Raw genomic sequence first — 20,999 nt, 5'->3', positions numbered from 1 at the left:
TAAGTAATCAGAATCCAGTCAATATAGCCCTTTGCGGATTCGTTGACCTATTCAACGAGACTGCAAAGGGCTTTATTTTTTTACGTGACATGTGATGTTTTATCATACGGAAATATCAAGTGTGCAAGTAATTTGTGAGAAAAAATTCACACATTTAGGGTGTAAAATCGACAAATTTGTTAACAAGAACAAAAAAGTTGCTCATTTCTGATATCTTTAGAAGGAATAGAGTAGTATACTGATTTTTCAGTATGAGCGAATTTAAGGAGAGGGGATCAAGATGAACAAGAAACCTAGGTCGCTAGCCCGGATTATTATTCCGGTTGTCCTGACGTTGGTTACCATCGCATTGATTGTCTGGCCAATGCTGGCAGGCGGGCAGTACGTTGTTCTGGATCCAAAGGGACCGATTGGCGCTTCACAGAGAGATTTGATCGTTATTTCAACTATTCTGTGTGCTGTCATTATCGTACCTGTGTTGATTTTGTCTGCAGTAATCGTATGGCGTTACCGCGACAAACCGGACAATAAAGCTGCATATGAGCCGAATTGGTCTCATAGTACCAAAGCTGAGGTCATTTGGTGGACCGTTCCAATTATCATTATTGGAATACTCGCTATTGTAACAGTTCGTTACACTTATGATCTAGAGCCTTCGAAGCCACTGGCTTCTGAGAAAGCACCTGTGACTATCCAAGTATCGTCATTGGACTGGAAATGGTTGTTCATGTATCCAGAGCAAGGGATTGCAACGGTCAATACGTTGAATATTCCGGCAGACCGGCCCGTGAAATTTGAACTTACCGCGGATTCACCAATGAACTCGTTCTGGATTCCGCAACTTGGTGGTCAGATTTACACAATGTCGGGTATGGCGATGACCTTGTACCTGCAGGCTGACCATGAAGGACAGTATTGGGGCTCAGGCGCCAACTTTACAGGTGAACATTTCGGCAAAATGCGTTTTGATGTGAATGCTACATCAGACGAAGAGTTTGAGAACTGGGTAAGAGAAGTGAAGCAAAATTCCCAAGAGTTGACACAAGAAGGATACGATGCACTTACTCAGCCTGGAACAAGCAATGTTGCTTATTACTCAGCCTTCCCAGAAGGTCTGTTCCAGAATATCGTAACTAAGTATGTTGTAGATGGTAATGGAGCTCATAGTAAGCACGGAAGCTCAAGTGAAGCTGCTGGAGCTAATCAAGCCACTCAAGAGTCCAATCAAGATGAGGACAAGAGTGCTAACTAAAGATTCGAAAGGAGGCCCCCAATGTTAGAGGGACTTAAGGAGTTTGCATCGGAGTTTTTCGTAACCGGTGATCCACTCATCTATGGTGCGATGGTAGCAATTGGTATTACTACGATTGCTATTGTAGCGGTGCTAACTTATTTTAAAAAATGGGGCTGGCTCTGGCGTAACTGGTTAACTACTGTCGATCACAAGAAGATCGGTATTATGTATATCATCGCTTCCATTATCATGTTGTTCCGTGGTGGTGTGGATGCGCTGATGATGCGTCTTCAGCTAGCAATGCCTAATATGGATTTCTTACACCCTGAGCATTATAATCAGGTCTTTACAACTCATGGTACGATCATGATCTTGTTCATGGCGATGCCATTTATGTTTGGTTTATTTAACGTTATCGTGCCACTTCAGATCGGAGCGAGAGACGTTGCGTTCCCGTTCTTGAATGCACTGAGCTTCTGGTTGTTCTTCCTAGGAGCAATGCTGTTTAACCTTTCCTTCGTTATTGGTGGCTCACCTGACGCAGGATGGCTGAGTTATCCGCCTCTATCGGAGCTGTCGCACAGTCCGGGGGTAGGACAGAACTTCTATATATGGGGTATCCAAATATCGGGTATTGGTTCCCTGGCTACCGGTATCAACTTTATGGTTACCATCATTAAAATGCGCGCGCCAGGTATGCGTTGGATGAAGCTGCCGATGTTCACATGGTCAGTATTCTCCACTTGTATTATTATCTTGTTTGCATTCCCGATCTTGACTGTGACACTTGCATTGCTCTTCCTCGACAGGTTTGCCGGGGCGCATTTCTTCACACTTGATCTGGGCGGTAACCCAATGATGTATATCAACTTGATCTGGATGTGGGGTCACCCTGAGGTATACATTGTCGTCTTGCCGGCATTTGGTGTGTTCTCCGAGATCGTAAGTACGTTCTCGCGGAAAAAACTGTTTGGTTACAAATCGATGGTATTCGCGATGTTGATCATCAGCTTCCTGTCCTTCTTCACATGGGCGCATCACTTCTTCACGATGGGTTCCGGAGCGGACGTGAATGCATTCTTCGCAGTAACCACGATGTTGATTGCAATCCCAACAGGGGTTAAGATATTTAACTGGTTGTTTACGATGTATCGAGGAAGAATTCGCATGGCAACGCCAATGATGTGGACACTTGCCTTTATCCCGTGCTTTATTGTCGGGGGGATGACGGGCGTTCTGTTGTCCGTTGCTCCTGCAGACTTCCAGTTCCACAACAGTTACTTCTTGATTGCCCACTTCCACCAAGTATTGATCGGTGGCGTTGTATTCGGATACTTCGCAGGTCTTTACTACTGGTGGCCTAAAATGTTCGGTTTCCAACTTGAAGAGAAACTGGGCAAATGGGCATTCTGGACTTGGAATATCGGTTTCTATGTCTGCTTCATGCCGCAGTACGCTGTCGGTCTAATGGGTATGACACGTCGTCTGAGCACTTACGGCTGGGACACTGGCTGGTGGGAATTGAACTTCGTATCTACGATTGGTGCATTCCTGATGGGTGTCGGATTCTTGTTCCAAGTTGCACAAATCGCAGACGGTATTCGCAAATACAAATCACTCAAAGCTTCTGGCGACCCATGGGATGCTCGTACACTTGAGTGGTCGATTCCTTCACCGGCTCCTGAGTACAACTTCGCTGTTACACCTCGCGGAGATGATATTGATGAGTGGTGGGAAGAGAAAGAACGTCGTGCTAAAGGCATCTATCCGCCAGAGCAAAAACTCGAGCCGATTCATATGCCGAAAAACTCTGGAATTCCGTTCGTTATGTCTGTCTTCTGGTTCATCGCCGGCTTCGGCTTTGTATTCGGATGGCTGTGGATGGCGATTCTCGGACTTGCCGGCGTAGGTATCTGCATGATCGCCCGTTCATTCTCATACGACACGGATTATTACATTCCGGTTGACGAAATTAAGCGTACCGAAGCGTCGTTAAGGGGGTCGGTATAGATGGCTCAAGCAGCCGCTAAGCACGGTGAGAATCATGCACATGGTCATGACCATGGCCACCATGATCCACAGGAAATGAAAATTCTCGGTTTCTGGTTCTTCCTGATTTCCGACGTAATCTTGTTCTCCGTATTGTTCGCAACCTTCATTGTGTTGCGCGACAATACGGCGGGCGGACCAATTTTGTCTGAACTGATTAAAATGCCTGGTGTTATTGCTGAAACATTCCTCTTGCTCACAAGTTCATTTACGAGCGGACTTGCTGTTCTGGCAATGAACCAAGGTAAAGTTAAACAGTTAATTAACTGGCTTATCGTTACAGCCGTTCTGGGCGCAGGCTTCCTTGCACTGGAGATTTATGAGTTTGTTGAGATGGTTCACGAAGGATTCAGCTACACGACGAGTGCTGCTTCTGGCGCATTCTTCACTTTGGTGGGTACTCACGGACTTCACGTATCGCTCGGTCTGATCTGGATGATTGGATTGATGTTCCAACTGAAAAAACGTGGAATTACCGATGTAACTCGCGGTAAAATCAACGTAATCAGCTTGTACTGGCACTTCTTGGACGTTGTATGGATCTTCCTTCTGTCCATCGTCTATCTGATGGGGGTGATGTAGATGGCAGAGCACAACACACATGATTCCCATGGCCATGAACAACATGGCTCGCTGAAGTCCTATGTCATCGGTTTTATTCTCTCTATCGTTCTAACGATCATCCCGCTGGTGGTTGTTCTGAACGACATGATGGGTAAAACAGGAACAATGGTTGTTATTCTTGGTACAGCTGCACTTCAGTTTGTGGTTCAACTCTTCTTCTTCATGCATATTCGTGAAACAGAGAAACCACGCTGGAATGTTATGGCTCTCATTTTCGGGCTTCTGATGATGATGACCATCGTTATCGGCTCGATCTGGATCATGCTTAATAACGCCGTTGCACATTAAGTTTCAGATTCAAAAGGGATTTCCCGGTCTATCTATGACCGTGGGAATCCCTTTTTTTGGTTTGGAGTTTTTCGCCTAAAACTCGAACCGTTTTATCTAGCTTCATGTGATTCCATCGAACGGATCGATTGATTGAACAAGTCAAACTTGTGAGGTTGTATGGATACGGATATTAAGATGAATGTACATATTTAGCTACATTGGTTGTTTTATTTTGAAAAAAAGGTACACAAAAGATATAAAATGAACTAAAATGAACATATATGAACATCATTCAAATGACGAAGGGAATGGATTAAACATGGAAAACCGTTACGCTGCACACCCTAATGAAGTAAAAACATATGATACGTCTCGTCTACGTGAGGAATTTTTGATGGAGCAGCTATTCGCTGTAGATGAATTAGTAACCGTATATTCCCATGTGGATCGTTATATTGTAGGAACGGCTGTACCTCAGAGCAAGGATATTGCGTTAGAAGTGAACTTGAAGGATATTGGAACGGACTTTTTCTTAGAGCGTCGTGAAATCGGTATCATTAATGTTGGTGGACATGGAACGGTAACCGCTGATGGTCAAGGCTATGAGATTGGTGCGAAGGAATGTCTATATATTGGACGTGGCGTTAAAGAGGTTCTGTTCAAGAGCAGCGACAATGCTCAGCCAGCACAATTCTACTTCGTATCAACACCAGCACACCATACGTATCCAACGGTAAAAGCTACACAAGAGCAAGCACAGCCTAACCATCTGGGCAGCATCGAAAGCTCGAATGAACGTACAATCTATCGTTATATCCACCAAGGCGAGGGTGGCATTCAGAGTTGTCAGCTTGTCATGGGTATTACAGAGCTCAACAAGGGTAACATGTGGAACACTATGCCTGCACATACCCATAATCGTCGTTCCGAAGTATACTTATATTGGAACCTGCCAGAGGATGGCGTAGTGTTCCATATGATGGGTGAGCCAAACGAAACACGTCATCTGGTTGTTCGTGATCGTCAGGCGATCATTTCGCCAAGCTGGTCTATTCACAGTGGCGTAGGTACAAGCAATTATACGTTCTGTTGGGCGATGGCTGGTGAGAACCAAACCTTCGAAGATATGGACGGCGTAGCAATGAAAGATCTGAAGTAATACACTGTATGTGAGACAGGTTAGTCATTTTAATTCAGTTATATAGGAAGTTGATTGTGATGAATCCATTGAAGCGACATGAGAAAATTATGGAGGCGTTGTTACAACGCCAGGAAGTGACCGTTAGTGATCTAAGTGAACTGCTGGAGGTTACGGGTAAGACGGTAAGGGAAGATCTTGCCAAGCTGGAGAGCATGGGTTTACTTGTCCGTGTGCACGGTGGGGCAATGCTGGCTCAGAACGACCAATATGGTATTCTGAACAGCCGCGGAGTCATTGAGAAACACCATCCGGAAAAAACGGAAATTGCCGAACGGGCACTTGCTTATATACGTCCTGGAGATATTGTTGCATTGGACGGCGGAAGTACGACGCTAGAGATGGCGAGACGTATGGATAATCTCTCCTTGACCGTGGTCACGAATGACCTGTTTATTATTGCCGAGTTAACGAAGAAGGAACAGGTTCGATTGGTTGTGCCAGGGGGAGCGCGAGTTCGAAATATGCTGGTAGGGGACGACACGGCTACCTTTATTTCAGGGCTTAATATCCATAAAGCATTTATCTCCACTACTGCACTTCATCCCGAGTTCGGATTATCCATCTATACAGGTGATCTCGTACCGTTGAAAAAAGCAATGATCTCAGCATCCCAACAAGTGTACGGCGTTGTGGATCATCATAAATTCGGGCAATTTGCCTTGAGAACCTTTGCGAAATGTTCAGAGCTTGATTGCATTATCAGCGATCATCGACTAGATGAAGAGACAGCGGCGCTATATAGTCAGAGCGGTGTCAAAGTGGATTATCAAAGTTAACTTAATTACGGTTTGCATATCATAACATGCGGAGGAATCACATATGAACTCATTTGATTTGAGTGGACAAGTTGCTCTCGTGACCGGAACATCTGGAGGGCTGGGACAAGGTATGGCGATCGGGCTGGCAGAAGCAGGAGCCGATGTTGTCCTGGTGTCCTATTCCAAACCTGTGGAAACAGCCAGTGCTATCGAGGCATTGGGACGCAAAGCTTATGTTATAGAAGCAGATCTGAGTATTGAGGATGAACTGTCTAAAGTGTTTGAAGAGGCACTATCCTTTCAAGGCAAAATTGATATTCTAGTGAACAACGCAGGGATCATTCGTCGTACCCCGGCTGCGGATCATGGGCAGCAGGACTGGCATGATGTCATTGCGCTTAATTTGAATAGCGTATTTTTCCTAAGCCAATTGGCGGGTAGACATATGATCGAACGTGGTAGCGGCAAAATCATAAACATTGCATCCATGCTGTCCTATCAGGGCGGAATTAATGTACCTGGATATACAGCGAGTAAACATGGTGTTGCTGGTCTGACCAAAGCGCTCGCGAATGAGTGGGCAGGTAAAGGTGTACAGATTAACGCAATTGCACCAGGTTATATGGAAACGGACAATACAACGCAGATCCGGGCAGATGAGAATCGGTACCGTGATATTACAGCGCGCATCCCGGCTGGACGTTGGGGAACACCAGAAGACTTGAAAGGACCGGTCGTATTCTTGGCATCTTCAGCCTCGGACTACTTGAATGGTCATGTACTTAATGTCGATGGTGGCTGGCTCGCTCGCTAAGTTTCCACCCATCCGATTATAAAGGAGACAAGAATGATGAAACTTGGTATTCTAGCGCATACGTTCGGTAAGCAGCCTACAGCACTGCTTGCGCAGACGATCGCAGATAACGGGTTCAATTCGGTGCAGCTTGCGCTTGCCAAAGCACTCTCCGATGTTGATTCTGCGAATGGCAAGCTAAGCCCTGGGCTGGCGAATGAAATTGGAGATCAATTTGCACAGCGTGGCGTGAAAATTGCAGTGCTAGGCTGTTATATTAATCCGATTGATCCCGATCCGGTGAGCCGGCGTGCAGATATTGATCGATTCAAGGAACATCTAAGGTATGCTAGAGATTTCGGGTGCAGTATGGTTGCAACGGAAACGGGTGGTTTGGACACGTATCTCAGTACACATCCGGATACGTATGAAGAACATGCATGGAATGTATTGCGAGAAACAGTAGAGGAGATCGCGGAAGAGGCTGAGAAGTGGGGCGTTCATGCTGCGATTGAGCCTGTGTCGACGCACACATTGCATACGCGTGAACATATGGTGCGTTTGTTTGAAGAGATTCCTTCCTCCAATCTGGGAATGTTGTTCGATCCATGTAACTTGATTAAACAACATCATGTAGCTGATCAGGCGGGTTTCCTGCGTGAAGTCATGGAGACGCTGTATCAGCGCATCATTGTGATTCATGCCAAGGACGTGGCTTTCAATGCCCAAGGGGAGAAGATTAATCCTGTACCCGGTGCTGGTATTTTAGATTATCCGTTATTTTTTGAACTGTTGAAGCAATATAAGCCGCATATTGATATTTCATTAGAAGGTGTGACTGCGGAAGAGGCAGTGCCTGCGGCTAAACATCTACGTGAAGTATGGAATGGCGTACGAGTGTAAACGTTAGCTCTTGTAGATTCGATTCGCAGTAGGAATAAAGTGAATGAAAATGACTAAGGAACCTTTGCTTTAGCAAAGGTTTTTTAGCATACCAAAGACGATGAATACTATATTTATAATTTCTTATCGGAAAAATCGGAAATAATTCTTTTCAAATGCGACATCTTGTGAGAGAATATGGAAAACATACGCCACCAAGTGAGTACATCCAGAGATTCAGCGACGTATACCTAAGGGAGGATACAGATTTATGTCAAACGAACGTGAGCTTTCATTTGAGACATTGGCAATTCATGCAGGCCAGGAAATAGACCCAACAACTCATGCACGTGCTGTACCTTTGTATCAGACAACGTCTTATGGTTTCCGTGACACTGAACATGCTGCCAATTTGTTTGGATTGAAAGAGTTTGGCAACATCTATACACGTCTGATGAATCCAACAACGGATGTATTTGAGCAACGCATTGCAGCACTGGAAGGTGGAGCTGGGGCTTTGGCTACAGCTTCAGGTCAGGCGGCAATCACCTTCTCACTTCTCAATATTGCTGGCGCGGGTGATGAGATTGTGTCCTCGGCAAGTCTCTATGGCGGAACATACAACCTATTCTCCACGACACTGCCGAAGCTCGGAATTGACGTAAAATTCGTGGATTCTAGTAATCCGGAAAACTTCCGGGCAGCAATTACGGAGAAAACAAAAGCATTGTACGCCGAAACGATCGGTAACCCTCAAGGGAATGTGCTAGATATTGAAGCTGTAGCGGCGATTGCACATGAGCATGGTATTCCATTGATTGTAGACAATACGTTCCCAAGCCCATATCTGCTTCGACCAATTGAGCATGGGGCGGATATCGTTGTGCATTCTGCAACCAAATTCATTGGGGGTCATGGGACATCCATTGGTGGCGTTATTGTGGACAGTGGGAAATTCGATTGGAAGGCAAGTGGGAAGTTTCCAGGTTTGACTGAGCCTGATTCCAGCTACCATGGAGTAGTGTACACGGAGGCTGTTGGGCCAATCGCCTATATTATCAAAGCACGTGTGCAGTTGCTAAGAGACCTCGGTGCAACGATCTCACCTTTCAACTCGTGGCTGCTACTGCAGGGACTGGAGACACTTCACCTCCGAGTGGAACGTCATAGCAGCAATGCACTGGCGGTGGCGGAATATCTAGAGAAGCATGATGATGTATTGTGGGTAAGTTATGCAGGTCTGCCAAGTCACGCATCGTATGAACTTGCACAGAAGTATTTACCGAGAGGTCAAGGCGCAATTCTAACCTTTGGTATCAAAGGTGGCGTAGATGCAGGGCGCAAACTGATCGAGAACGTGAAGCTGTTCTCTCACCTTGCGAATGTGGGTGACTCTAAATCTCTAATTATTCACCCAGCAAGTACAACACATCAGCAATTGTCAGAAGATGAGCAGACGGCGGCTGGCGTTAATCCAGAGCTGATTCGTTTATCGGTGGGTACAGAGAATATTCAAGATATCTTGTATGATCTGGAGCAAGCAATCAAAGCAAGTCAACAAGCTAGCGTTAGCGTCTAGGTTAGGTTGAAGTTTAGCTGCTCATGATGAATATATATGAAGAAGATATCTGCTGGAAGTCAGATAAACTAATATGTCTTATTGACCTCTAAGAGCAAAAACAATCCCTCAAGTCACCATCCTTATGGATCGGTGGCTTTTTTGTTTTTTTATAGAACTGTACAAATACTCATTTACAAATCTTGATCACAGGCATATAATAATCAAAAGTTGGTTGAGGTAAAAATAATTGCATAAGTACAAAAATGATTATCATTCTCATTTGATCACCATGCTGCTGCGGGGTTCCCGCAGCAGCATGTGTCATTTTTAGGGCATTAACAATGGATCTCATTCTCAATACAACTCATCTTTGGAACACGAAATGGCGAAGTCAGCCAGATTATTCGTTCCAACATTCAGAAAGGACAGTGATGAACATGCAAGCTATACATCAACCTATTCATAAGCAAGTTAAGGCAGAGAAGAGTTCAACCAATACGCCTGACCCCAACCGTAGTCGTAGGCCAAACTTTCGAGCGATGCTCCAGAACAAGGAGATGCAAGCAGCACTAGGCAGTGGGCTCTTGATGTTAATTGCGTGGAGTACGGCTTCGTGGTCTCAGCCAATATCCATCATGATATACATTGCGGCTTATGCTTTGGGCGGTTGGACAAAGGCAAAAGAAGGAATAGAGACACTCGTCAAAGATCGCGATCTGGACGTGAATTTGCTTATGATTGCAGCATCGCTTGGGGCTGCGGCGATTGGGTACTGGAATGAAGGAGCAATGCTCATCTTTATTTTTGCACTTAGTGGAGCCTTGGAAAGTTATGCGACAGAACGTAGTCATAAGGATATCTCATCCTTACTGGCGCTGAAACCTGAAACAGCACTTCGCATTGAGGAAGGACAAATGAATCTTGTTGCGATTGATGAGTTACAGCCTGGCGATTTACTGTTAGTCAAACCAGGAGAACTGGTTCCTGCTGATGGGGTCGTGTATCGTGGAAGTTCTTTTATTAATCAGTCATCAATTACAGGGGAATCGTTGCCAGTGGACAAAAGTGTGGGTGACGAGGTGTATGCTGGAACAGTGAACGGTGAAGGTGCATTGTATGTCGAAGTTACCAAATCGGCTGAGGGTTCTCTTTTTGGCAAAATTATTAAATTAGTGGAGGAAGCGCAAGCGGAAGTCCCTGATTCACAACGTTTCATAGAACGATTTGAAGGGATTTATGCTCGCATCGTTGTGCTCGTGACATTATTGATTATCGGAGGAACACCGCTATTGCTTGGCTGGACGTGGGGGGATGCGTTTTATAAAGCGATGGTATTTCTGGTTGTAGCTTCTCCTTGTGCTCTTGTCTCTTCCATTATGCCAGTGATGTTATCCGCAATGTCCAGCAGTGCCCGTCGAGGAATTCTCTTCAAGGGTGGGGCACATGTGGAGAACCTCGCACAGACCCAAGTGGTTACTTTTGATAAAACAGGAACATTAACGATGGGTACACCTCAGGTCACGGACATCATAACAGCAGAAGCTTACGACCGTGCCCAAGTACTTGCTGCGGCAGCAAGTATTGAGAATCTCTCGATGCATCCACTCGCTCGCGCAATTGTAGATCAGGCTATAATAGAGAACATTGCACTTCCGCAAGCGGAGCAGGTACACGCACTAACCGGCTGGGGCATCGAAGGTAATGTGAATGATGTGCATTGGAGAATTGGCAAAACAGATGAGATTGATAAAGATACGGATACCCATTGGTATGATGAACGTGCTCGTCTAGAGGGTGAAGGCAAGACAGTCTCGGTCGTAACAGCAGATGGAGAAATCGTAGGATTGTTAGCTATGCGGGACACGGTTCGTCCACAGGCAGCAGCGGCCGTAAGAAAGCTTAAAGCGATGGGTGTACATGTAGCGATGCTGACAGGTGATCGTGCAGAGGCAGCTACTGTTATCGCACGTGAAACTGGAGTAGATATCGTCTATGCGGATCTATTCCCAGAAGATAAGGTGAAACAGATTCACATTTTGCGCAAGCAATATGGCCAGGTGTTGATGGTTGGTGATGGCGTTAATGATGCCCCTGCGCTTGCCGCAGCGACGGTAGGAATGGGCATGGGGGTATCGGGAAGTGGTACGGCACTAGAAGTAGCTGATGTTGTGTTGATGAATGATCGTATTGAAGAAATTGCATGGGTGATTGCGCAAGCTCGACGTGCGCAGCGGACTATTAAGCAAAATATGGTGTTTGCGATTACCGTTATCCTTGCATTAATTGCCGGAAACTTCCTTCAGGATGTAGTATTGCCTCTAGGCGTTGTGGGGCATGAAGGCAGTACGATTCTGGTAATCTTGAACGGTCTTAGATTGCTGCGTTAGGCCATCAAACGGTATTATCCTTTCAATCCTGATTCGATGATGTGTGATCACTTACAATGAATTCCAACTATTTCATGGAATCTTCATTTATGGACAAAAAGAGAACCCCATCGGCAGCGGTGAGCTGTTGGATGGGGTTCTCTTTTTGTGATCTCATCTATACGTTTTACGTTTATGAGATGTGTTATGTGTGGAACTAAAAAAGTTCAGTCAGACCAATCATGGTGATGAGTCCGAGTAGGAATGAGACGGTTGCGACTCGTGCATTGCCATCCCCGTGGCTTTCGGGAATTAACTCTTTGTAGACAATGAACATCATTGCTCCTGCTGCAAATGCCAGACCATACGGTACAAGACCTTCAACCAGGCTGCTAAGCGTGTATCCGATCATGGCTGTAATAATCTCAACGGCTCCCGTAAGTGTAGCAATACCCAACGCTTTGAAGCGGCCAATGTTCTGATTAACGAGGAAAAGCGCGACCAGGAAACCTTCAGGTGCATTTTGCAAACCAATGGACAGCGCGATCAGGTTACCTAAACTGGCATCGTTACTAGCGTAACTAACACCAACGGATAGTCCTTCCGGCAAGTTATGCATTGTTATGGCTGCGATAATCATGAAGGCTTTGGCTTCAATTTTGAATGGCATCTTCTCGGGATTCTCCAGATCCACATGCGGAATCTTCATCTCTAGCACGAGTAGAACCATACTACCGAGCAAAATGCCAACAGCCAGTACAAAAAGGTTCGATTGACCGAGTGCTTCAGGAATGAGATTGTACACGGAGGCAGAGGTCATGATACCTGCTGCGTAGGCAAGCAAAATATCACGGAGTCGATGTGTTACTTTGCGCATAAATAAAATCGGTATGGCACCAAGGCCGGTGGACATGGCTGAAATAAAGCTGCCAATGAGTGCTTCGTTCATGCTTCTATTTTCCCTCCTGATGAAGACTTCTTCATAATCGCTGCAGAGCATTGACACCTTACACAAAAGAGATCATAATGAACAACAGATTAGAATGATTATAAATTAGAATTCCGTTTCTGCATAGGGCAATTGTCATAACTGTCCAGTCATGTGGACATGATCTGGGCTCTCATTTTTAGTGTATGCAAAGGCGTTTGCTTTTGATGCTGGAGAGTCGAACCTTTTTGTAGAAACCGGGGGAGGAACTATACATGTATAAATCAATTATTATTGGAACTGGTCCTGCGGGACTGACAGCAGCAATCTATCTGGCACGCGCTAACCTGAGCCCACTTGTTATTGAAGGACCACAACCTGGTGGTCAACTGACAACAACAACAGAAGTTGAGAACTTCCCAGGTTTCCCTGATGGAATTATGGGTCCTGAATTGATGGATAATATGCGTAAACAAGCAGAACGCTTCGGTGCAGAATTCCGCACAGGTTGGGTTAATAACATCGATATGAGTGAGCGTCCATTCAAAATCCAAGTTGAAGGTATGGGTGAACTCGTATCGGAAACACTGATCTTGTCTACAGGCGCATCAGCTAAATATCTTGGCATTCCTGGTGAAGAAACCAACGTTGGACGTGGTGTAAGTACTTGTGCAACATGTGACGGATTCTTCTTCCGTAACAAAGAAATTATCGTTATTGGTGGCGGTGACTCCGCGCTTGAAGAAGCAAGCTTCCTGTCTCGTTTTGGCTCCAAAGTAACGTTGGTACACCGTCGTGAAGAACTGCGTGGTTCCAAAATCATGCAGGATCGTGCACGCAGCAACGAAAAAGTAGAGATGGCTTTGAATCGTACTCCGATTGAAGTACTTGCTGGTGAGAATGGTGTAACTGGTCTGAAAGTGCTGAACAACGCAACAGGTGAAGAAGAAGTGATCCCTGCGAGCGGTGTATTCGTAGCGATTGGTCATACGCCTAACACAGGCTTCTTGGGTGGACAGATCACGACTGACGAGCATGGTTATATTTTGACAACACCAGGCACATCCGAGACGAACATCCCAGGTGTATTTGCTTGTGGAGATGTACAGGATACTCGTTACAAACAAGCCATTACAGCAGCAGGAAGTGGATGTATGGCGGCAATGGATACAGAGAAATATATCGAGAGCCTAGAGCATACTGCAGTTTCCCTGTAAAAGTCTGCTGAATGAAGCCAGATCGCTAGACCAATAAATAAAAAAATAACTAAACTATATGAGGTGAATAGATCATGGAAAACGTAATTGTATACACATCGACTAACTGCCCGAACTGCAAATCGGTTAAGAGTTTCTTGGCTGATAAAGGTATCGCTTATGAAGAGCGCAACATTGAAACTAGCGATGAATTCGCACAACAAGTATGGGATATGGGCGTACGTGCTGTACCACTGACTGTTATCGGCGAACATCGCATCCTGGGAATGAACAAAACACAATTCGCTAAAGCATTGGACGCATAAATCAGACGAATCGTCTGAGCGTTATAGGATGGAAGACTTAAGATAATCCATAGCTATTCCGGTTCGCGCGAGCCGTTTGAATATAAATATACGAAAGAAGCCTTAGTCCAGATTAGGATTAAGGCTTCTTTTGTTCGTTCTGCTTCTAAACAGGTGATTACATGAAAAATCCCCTTCCAGTAGCAATTCAGAGACATGATCACATGATCTATGAATGACTTGCAGAAGAGGATTTTGCGTTGCGTGTGTTACATCAAGTTATTGTTCATCTAGAAAAAGATACTCATAAAGGTCTGAAATATTACATACACCACTAAGCCTGACAGCATGTACATGAAACCAGCCTTTTTTTTGCTCTGAAATAATCGGAGTATGCCAAGGCTGAACATTGGCGCAAGCACGATCAGGAACAGGAGTACGGTGACAAACATTTGCGCCGAGATATCTGAGGTATCTACGTAGGTCACAGGTGTTCACTCCGTTTCGTTATAGGGGATAACATAACGACGTACATGTCGCCATGACAAAAATCACATATATTCATTATACCCCTGGATTTCTTTAACAAAAAGGGAGGAAATGGGGCGAAATGATGTCAATTTCATTAGTTATTAGACGGATACTCTGATTCTCCCTAAAAACTGGGAAATGGCAGAGTAAGCTGCACCCACTCTTGTTGAACGGCTACCTAGAGCAGCCCATTCAATCTGCAAACTGCGGCGATGATATGGCAGGGTTCGCTCCTCGACAACTTGTCTTAATGCCGTTTCGATCCATGGTCGTGCTTTGGATAATCCTCCACCAATAATGATACGCTCTGGATTGAAGCTATTGACGATATTGGTAATGCCAACACCTAATTTACGACCGATGCCTTCGTACAATGCCAATACAGCTTCATGCCCTTGAGCGGCATATTCAATCAACTCTTGGGTTGTGTGTGCAGGCAAATGCAGTTGATTATCGGGATGTTCATAAGCTCTCTCCGAAGCGTATAACTCCCAGCATCCACGATTGCCACAAGAGCAAGGTCTTCCCTCAGATTCAATAGACATATGACCGGTTTCTCCGGCATAACCCCAAGCGCCTTTGTACAATTCACCATCTACCATAATGCCTGAACCAATCCCGATGCCTGCGCTGATATAGATTAGATGCCGAACGCCGATACCTGCGCCAAAATTCAGTTCACCATGAGCACCAGCATTGGCCTCATTATCAATCGTGACAGGTAGTTGGAATGCTTCTTCTAACATGGCACGTAGTGGAACTTTCTCCCACTGTAGATTGGGTGCGTATAGCACAGTGCCTTCCTCATCAACCATGCCGGGTACACCGATGCCAATGCCAATTACGCCATGAGGTGAAGGCGGTGCAGTTTGGATTAAGTAATCAGCCGCGAGCTTCAACTGCTCAAATACGGACGATACATCATGCTGCTCCAATTGCACGGCATATTCGGTAATAATATGGCCTTCCAGATCCGTAAGTACACCTTTCAAATGAGTGACACTGAGTTCCAATCCAACCGCATAGCCGGCTGTACCTCGAAAGAGCAGCATCAGTGGTTTGCGTCCGCCACTAGACTCCCCTGGGCCGATCTCTTGTACTAACTCGTCATTGATTAAATCAGCGACCAGATTAGAGACGGTGGCTTTGTTAAGCCCTGTAACCTCGGATACTCGCGCACGAGAGAGGGGGGCATGACGTCTAATGGTATCGAGGACGATCGATTTATTTATTTTTTTGACCAGCATCTGGTCTCCGGTAATTTTCATATCAACAAGGCACTCCTATTCTCTCTGCTAAAAGAGTTCACAATGATATCCGCTAGCAAGCTATTCGACTATTATAGCGTAAACAAACGTGCAAAAAACATTTTTATTTAACTTTGTTTAATGGATAGACAAAGTATAATCGATGTGATAGGATAACGGTGTAAACGATTTCTTTAAAACTATTGAGGAGGCATTTTACACATGGCCTATTTTGAATCCGTTAATAAAATTGCATTCGAAGGTAAAGATTCCACGAATCCATTTTCTTTTAAACACTATAATCCAGAAGAAGTTGTTGCAGGCAAAACGATGGAAGATCACTTCCGTTTCGGCATGGCTTACTGGCATACATTAACTGCAGGCGGCAGTGATCCGTTTGGTGCGGAGACCGCTGTTCGTTCTTGGGATAGCTACTCCGGTCTGGATAAAGCGAAGGTTCGCGTTGAAGCGGCTTTTGAATTTATGGAAAAAATGAATCTCCCGTACTTCTGTTTCCACGATGTGGACATCGCTCCAGAAGGCGCAACGCTGCGCGAATTCTACAGCAACATCGATACGATCGTTGATCTGCTGGAAGAGCACATGAAAGCTAGCGGCAAAAAGCTGCTCTGGAACACGGCGAACATGTTCTCCAACCCACGCTTCATGTTTGGTGCAGCATCTACTTGTAACGCTGATGTGTATGCTCATGCAGCAGCACAGATTAAGAAAGGTCTGGAAGTTGGTAAACGTCTGGGTGCAGAAAACTATGTATTCTGGGGCGGTCGTGAAGGTTACGACACATTGCTGAATACAGACATGCAACTGGAGCAAGACAACATTGCTCGCATGTTCCATATGGCTGTTGATTATGCGAAGGAAATCGGGTTCGACGCGCAATTCCTGATCGAGCCTAAACCAAAAGAGCCAACGAAGCATCAATATGACTTCGATGCAGCTACTTCCATTGCATTCTTGCAAAAGTATGATCTGGACAAACAGTTCAAGCTGAACCTGGAAGCGAACCACGCTACACTGGCAGGTCATACGTTTGATCATGAGATCCGCGTAGCACGTATCAACGGCATGCTCGGTTCCCTGGATGCAAACCAAGGTGATCTGCTGATCGGTTGGGATACGGATGAGTTCCCAGTGGACATGTACGATGCAACATTGACGATGTATGAAGTATTGAAAAACGGTGGTATCGGCCGTGGTGGTGTAAACTTTGACGCGAAAGTTCGTCGTGGTTCCTTCGAGCCTGAAGATCTGTTCTTGGCACACATCGCTGGTATGGACACATATGCAAAAGGTCTGAAAGTAGCTGCAAAACTGATTGAAGATCGCGTATTCGATGACTTCATCGAAAAACGTTACAGCAGCTTCAGCGAAGGCATTGGTGCAGAAGTGGTTGAAGGTAAAGCGACACTTGCTTCCCTTGCTGAGTATGCACTGAACAACGAAAGCCCACGCAAAAACCAATCTGGACGTCAGGAATTGCTGAGAGCAAAACTCAACCAATACATCCTGGCTGACTAAGACAGTCATAGAGCAAGATGGATTCATGCTCTGGTAGTGGCGTTGCCTATGAGCAAATCATAAGCGAGCTTACAGCAAAGCATGAATACCTCTTCCTACTCGGTGCAGGAACATCTTGCACCCTGGACGTTGAATAAGCGTGACATTCAAACCGTCCCCGCTTTCCTCTGGGAAGGCGGGGACGGTTTTTTTTGAAATGTGAGTAGCACGAGATATGGCGATCTCACAATGAAATGTAGAAAGGGCATGCGGAACGAAGTGGGCAGAAAGAACCCGGAGAAACGAAGTGCTCGCATTTATCCCGGAATTTCTCCCTTTTCAAAAGGGAATCAAGGAAATTCAGGGATAACGGCGATCGGAGGGTCTTCTGACCACGGAGTGACCGTACATGTCTGAGGTTTACATCGTTCACAACCAATGACGGTGTGATGTCATTGGAGCGTCCTAGCTGCCCAAAACGAGTACGTTGTACCGTTTGAATGAATGTATAAAGGGCATGCATAACGGAGTGATCAGAAAGAACCCTAGGAAGCGAAGCGTGCGCATTTATCCCGGAATTTCTCCCTTTTCAAAAGGGAATCAAGGAAATTCAGGGATAACGGCGATCCAAGGGTCTTCTGATTACGGAGTGACCTTACATGCCCAATTTTTTTATTCAATCCTGCTACAAACGAAAGGAGTATACTTATGAGTTACGTAATTGGTGTCGATCTGGGAACGAGCGCAGTTAAGACTGTGCTGGTTAACCGTAGAGGTAAAGTGGCATTTGAAGCATCTGAGTCATATCCGCTCTACCAGCCTAAGGCTGGATACAGCGAACAGAATCCAGAGGATTGGGTAGAGCAGACGATTGTGTCGCTTCGCAAATTGTTGGAGGTATCTGGCGTACAGCCTTCCGAAATTGAAGGTTTGAGCTTCTCCGGACAGATGCATGGACTTGTATTGGTAGATGCCGCAGGCAAGCCACTTCGCAATGCTATTCTATGGAATGATACACGCACAACGGCACAGTGCCGCCGTATCGAGAAGGTGCTGGACAGTAAGCTGTTAAGCATCGCCCGGAATCGTGCGCTTGAAGGATTTACATTACCTAAAATCTTGTGGGTTCAAGAAAACGAGCCAGAGGTGTTGCAACAAGCAGCTGTATTCCTATTGCCGAAGGATTATGTGCGTTATCGCCTAACCGGAGATTACGCGATGGATTATTCCGACGCGGCGGGTACGTTGCTGCTTGACGTTGCAGGCAAGCAATGGAGCCAAGAGATTGCAGAAGCGTTTGAACTGCCGATCTCACTCTGTCCACGACTTGTGGAATCTTTCGAGGAAGTGGGGACACTGTTGCCGGAGATTGCGGATCAAACGGGGCTGGCAGCAGCGACCAAAGTATTTGCAGGTGGTGCTGACAATGCCTGCGGCGCGATTGGTGCAGGTATCCTGAGTGAAGGGCAGACGATGTGCAGTATTGGCACATCTGGGGTGATTCTGTCCTACGAGGAGCGCAAAGATCTCGATTTCGAAGGAAAAGTTCACTTTTTCAACCATGGTGAGAAGGACGCCTTCTATATTATGGGGGTAACCCTAGCGGCAGGATATAGCTTATCCTGGTTTAAGGATACATTTGCAGCGGACAAATCATTTGATGTGCTCTTACAGGGCATTGATCAGGTACCCGCTGGAAGCCAAGGCTTATTATTCACGCCGTACATTGTAGGGGAGCGTACCCCACACCCTGATGCTAACATTCGTGGTAGCTTTATTGGAATGGATGCTGGGCATAAGCTGGAGCACTTTGGACGCGCAGTAATGGAAGGCATTACGTTCTCGCTTCGCGAATCCATTGATATTTTGCGTGGGTCTGGTAAGACCGTGACAGAAGTTATCTCCATCGGCGGTGGTGCTAAGAATGAAGCTTGGCTGCAAATGCAAGCAGATATCTTCAACGCAACCATCGTGAAGTTGGAGAGTGAACAAGGTCCAGCGATGGGAGCAGCGATGTTGGCAGCTTATGGATGTGGCTGGTTCCCATCATTGCAAGCATGTGCTACAGCGTTCCTTCGTCCAGCGAAATCCTATGATCCTAACCCAGAAACAGTTGCAGTATATGACGGGTTATTCGCATTGTACCAAGAGGTGTATGGACAGACGCGCAGTCTGAATGATCGTTTGGCTCAATATCGCTAATCAAAGAATCAGTGAGTGAATTCATACATTAAACCTTTTCGATATCCTTAAGCACCCGCGAAAGCGGGTGCTTTTTTGCCATATACACTTGCCAATCGCATAGCACATAAACAAGTAGTACACACCGCACATGTACGAAATGAGTATGCCTGACATAACCTTAATCCTCCTATGCATACAGTAGCTATGGGGGCACGATCTGTTCCAATGAGCATTGATGATGGTGTACAACATGAATGGTTTATCTGATATATGATTCATCCCGTTAAGGATTAGACCCCATTCTATTGTCTAATGAATGGGCATACATACATGTCACGATCTGAAGGGTGGAGGTGAAGCTTTGACAGAGCATCAGGACAACAGTAGACCGCATATGACCTTATCGATGATTGTACGTAATGAGGAGCACCGTTATTTAAGGCAGGCACTGGAGACGCATCGGCCTTGGATTGATCGGGCAGTTATCATTGATGACGGCAGTACAGATGGGACAGTTGCAATGTGTCGGGAGGTACTCCAGGATATACCGCTACTATTAGTAGAAAATTCTACACCCCAGTTTGCGGATGAAGTCAGCCTACGGAAACAGCAGTGGCAGGCAACCATCTCTACCAAACCAGAGTGGATTCTGAATTTGGATGCTGATGAGATATTAACACCTGATTTTGGAGTTATACGTGACCAACTGTTAAGTGGAGAAGAGGATGCGATCTACTTCCGCTTGTTTGATATGTGGAACGAGACTTCATATCGAGAAGATCAGTATTGGCAGGCTCATGCATACTATCGTCCATTTCTTATTCGATATCGTCATGACTGGGACTATGAGTGGAAGGAAACACCTCAGCATTGCGGCCGCTTCCCGTTAACGATTCAGCATTTTTCCTACGCTTGTCATGTACCTCGGGTGAAGCATTATGGCTGGGCAAGGGAAGAAGACCGAATTCGTAAGGTGGAGCGCTATCAGGCACTAGATCCGGATGCGAGATATGGGTGGAAGGAACAGTATGAGTCTATTTTGGACCCAGAGCCCAGACTTCTGCCATGGTTAGAATAAGGGAGGAGGAATAAGATTGAAGAAGGGAAAAACTAAGCAAAACATACTGATTGCAAGTCCAGTGCGTCAAACTGCACCCGTGCTCCGAGAATTCCTTGAATCTCTATGTGCACTGGAGCGAACCACGGTAAGAACAGACTATTTATTTGTGGACGATAATGAGGAAATTGCCTCTTCGGATATGCTTCGAGATTTTGTAACAGAAAATGAAGGTACCATTATTACCGTAGACGCGGTGCTGAATGAAGATGAAGATTTTCAGAAAGGTTCATAC

The 20,999-nt window shown here is 45.7% G+C and carries 18 protein-coding genes; 15 read left to right on the top strand and 3 right to left on the bottom strand.

Features of this window, described 5'->3' with window-relative positions; all coding sequences use genetic code 11:
* Positions 1 to 280 precede the first annotated feature (280 nt).
* From cyoA to V6W81_RS24835, 10 genes are all read left to right on the top strand, one after another.
* On the top strand, positions 281 to 1,252 hold the full coding sequence (gene cyoA / locus V6W81_RS24880) for a ubiquinol oxidase subunit II (protein WP_307220059.1): 972 nt from the start codon (positions 281 to 283) through the stop codon (positions 1,250 to 1,252).
* Positions 1,253 to 1,273: 21 nt separating this feature from the next.
* Positions 1,274 to 3,244: a cbb3-type cytochrome c oxidase subunit I gene (locus tag V6W81_RS24875; RefSeq protein WP_145051744.1), complete on the top strand. Its 1,971-nt coding sequence runs from the start codon at positions 1,274 to 1,276 to the stop codon at positions 3,242 to 3,244.
* On the top strand, positions 3,245 to 3,865 hold the full coding sequence (gene cyoC / locus V6W81_RS24870; RefSeq protein WP_110898411.1) for a cytochrome o ubiquinol oxidase subunit III: 621 nt from the start codon (positions 3,245 to 3,247) through the stop codon (positions 3,863 to 3,865).
* Positions 3,866 to 4,195: a cytochrome o ubiquinol oxidase subunit IV gene (cyoD, locus tag V6W81_RS24865; protein WP_056693282.1), complete on the top strand. Its 330-nt coding sequence runs from the start codon at positions 3,866 to 3,868 to the stop codon at positions 4,193 to 4,195.
* A gap of 301 nt (positions 4,196 to 4,496) precedes the next feature.
* Complete coding sequence (kduI, locus tag V6W81_RS24860) at positions 4,497 to 5,336, top strand: 5-dehydro-4-deoxy-D-glucuronate isomerase (RefSeq protein ID WP_338540698.1); 840 nt, start codon at positions 4,497 to 4,499, stop codon at positions 5,334 to 5,336.
* Between the two features lie 59 nt (positions 5,337 to 5,395).
* Positions 5,396 to 6,154 (top strand): DeoR/GlpR family DNA-binding transcription regulator, encoded by a 759-nt coding sequence (locus tag V6W81_RS24855; protein WP_338540697.1) that lies wholly within the window; start codon positions 5,396 to 5,398, stop codon positions 6,152 to 6,154.
* Between the two features lie 43 nt (positions 6,155 to 6,197).
* Positions 6,198 to 6,950, top strand: coding sequence for a 2-dehydro-3-deoxy-D-gluconate 5-dehydrogenase KduD (gene kduD / locus V6W81_RS24850; RefSeq protein ID WP_145051738.1), 753 nt, complete (start codon positions 6,198 to 6,200; stop codon positions 6,948 to 6,950).
* 33 nt (positions 6,951 to 6,983) lie between these two features.
* Positions 6,984 to 7,832, top strand: a complete 849-nt coding sequence (locus V6W81_RS24845) for a sugar phosphate isomerase/epimerase family protein (protein ID WP_338540695.1) — start codon at positions 6,984 to 6,986, stop codon at positions 7,830 to 7,832.
* 250 nt (positions 7,833 to 8,082) lie between these two features.
* Positions 8,083 to 9,390 carry a homocysteine synthase gene (locus V6W81_RS24840; protein ID WP_145051734.1) on the top strand — a complete coding sequence of 436 codons (1,308 nt, stop codon included), beginning with the start codon at positions 8,083 to 8,085 and terminating at the stop codon, positions 9,388 to 9,390.
* Positions 9,391 to 9,809: 419 nt separating this feature from the next.
* Entirely contained in the window at positions 9,810 to 11,759 is a 1,950-nt protein-coding gene (locus tag V6W81_RS24835; protein WP_338540694.1) for a heavy metal translocating P-type ATPase, read from the top strand.
* Between the two features lie 196 nt (positions 11,760 to 11,955).
* On the opposite strand, the gene V6W81_RS24830 is transcribed toward V6W81_RS24835, so the two are convergent.
* Positions 11,956 to 12,687 (bottom strand): ZIP family metal transporter, encoded by a 732-nt coding sequence (locus V6W81_RS24830; protein WP_145051729.1) that lies wholly within the window; start codon positions 12,685 to 12,687, stop codon positions 11,956 to 11,958.
* Between the two features lie 254 nt (positions 12,688 to 12,941).
* Between V6W81_RS24830 and trxB the strand changes: the two genes are divergently transcribed.
* Both trxB and V6W81_RS24820 read left to right on the top strand, forming a co-directional pair.
* The gene (gene trxB / locus V6W81_RS24825; RefSeq protein ID WP_307220039.1) at positions 12,942 to 13,883 is read left to right on the top strand and encodes a thioredoxin-disulfide reductase; all 942 of its coding nucleotides are present in this window, start codon (positions 12,942 to 12,944) and stop codon (positions 13,881 to 13,883) included.
* A gap of 74 nt (positions 13,884 to 13,957) precedes the next feature.
* A complete protein-coding gene (locus tag V6W81_RS24820) occupies positions 13,958 to 14,188 on the top strand; it encodes a glutaredoxin family protein (protein ID WP_056693307.1) in 231 nt (76 codons plus the stop codon).
* 269 nt (positions 14,189 to 14,457) lie between these two features.
* Here V6W81_RS24820 and V6W81_RS24815 read toward each other — a convergent pair whose 3' ends face one another.
* Positions 14,458 to 14,655: a hypothetical protein gene (locus tag V6W81_RS24815; RefSeq protein WP_056693310.1), complete on the bottom strand. Its 198-nt coding sequence runs from the start codon at positions 14,653 to 14,655 to the stop codon at positions 14,458 to 14,460.
* Between the two features lie 144 nt (positions 14,656 to 14,799).
* The gene (locus V6W81_RS24810) at positions 14,800 to 15,966 is read right to left on the bottom strand and encodes an ROK family transcriptional regulator (RefSeq protein WP_338540692.1); all 1,167 of its coding nucleotides are present in this window, start codon (positions 15,964 to 15,966) and stop codon (positions 14,800 to 14,802) included.
* A gap of 201 nt (positions 15,967 to 16,167) precedes the next feature.
* On the opposite strand from V6W81_RS24810, the gene xylA reads away from it, so the two are divergent.
* The 3 genes from xylA (at position 16,168) to V6W81_RS24795 (ending at position 20,725) form a co-directional block, all read left to right on the top strand.
* The gene (gene xylA, locus V6W81_RS24805; protein WP_056693316.1) at positions 16,168 to 17,484 is read left to right on the top strand and encodes a xylose isomerase; all 1,317 of its coding nucleotides are present in this window, start codon (positions 16,168 to 16,170) and stop codon (positions 17,482 to 17,484) included.
* A 687-nt stretch (positions 17,485 to 18,171) separates the two neighbouring features.
* On the top strand, positions 18,172 to 19,665 hold the full coding sequence (xylB, locus tag V6W81_RS24800; RefSeq protein WP_338540691.1) for a xylulokinase: 1,494 nt from the start codon (positions 18,172 to 18,174) through the stop codon (positions 19,663 to 19,665).
* A 343-nt stretch (positions 19,666 to 20,008) separates the two neighbouring features.
* Positions 20,009 to 20,725: a glycosyltransferase family 2 protein gene (locus V6W81_RS24795; protein ID WP_338540690.1), complete on the top strand. Its 717-nt coding sequence runs from the start codon at positions 20,009 to 20,011 to the stop codon at positions 20,723 to 20,725.
* Positions 20,726 to 20,999 lie beyond the last annotated feature (274 nt).

Origin of the sequence: Paenibacillus tundrae (assembly GCF_036884255.1) — a bacterium.
GTDB lineage: Bacteria > Bacillota > Bacilli > Paenibacillales > Paenibacillaceae > Paenibacillus.
Note: the sequence above shows the minus strand (reverse complement) of the source record. Positions and strands in the feature narration are given on the sequence as shown.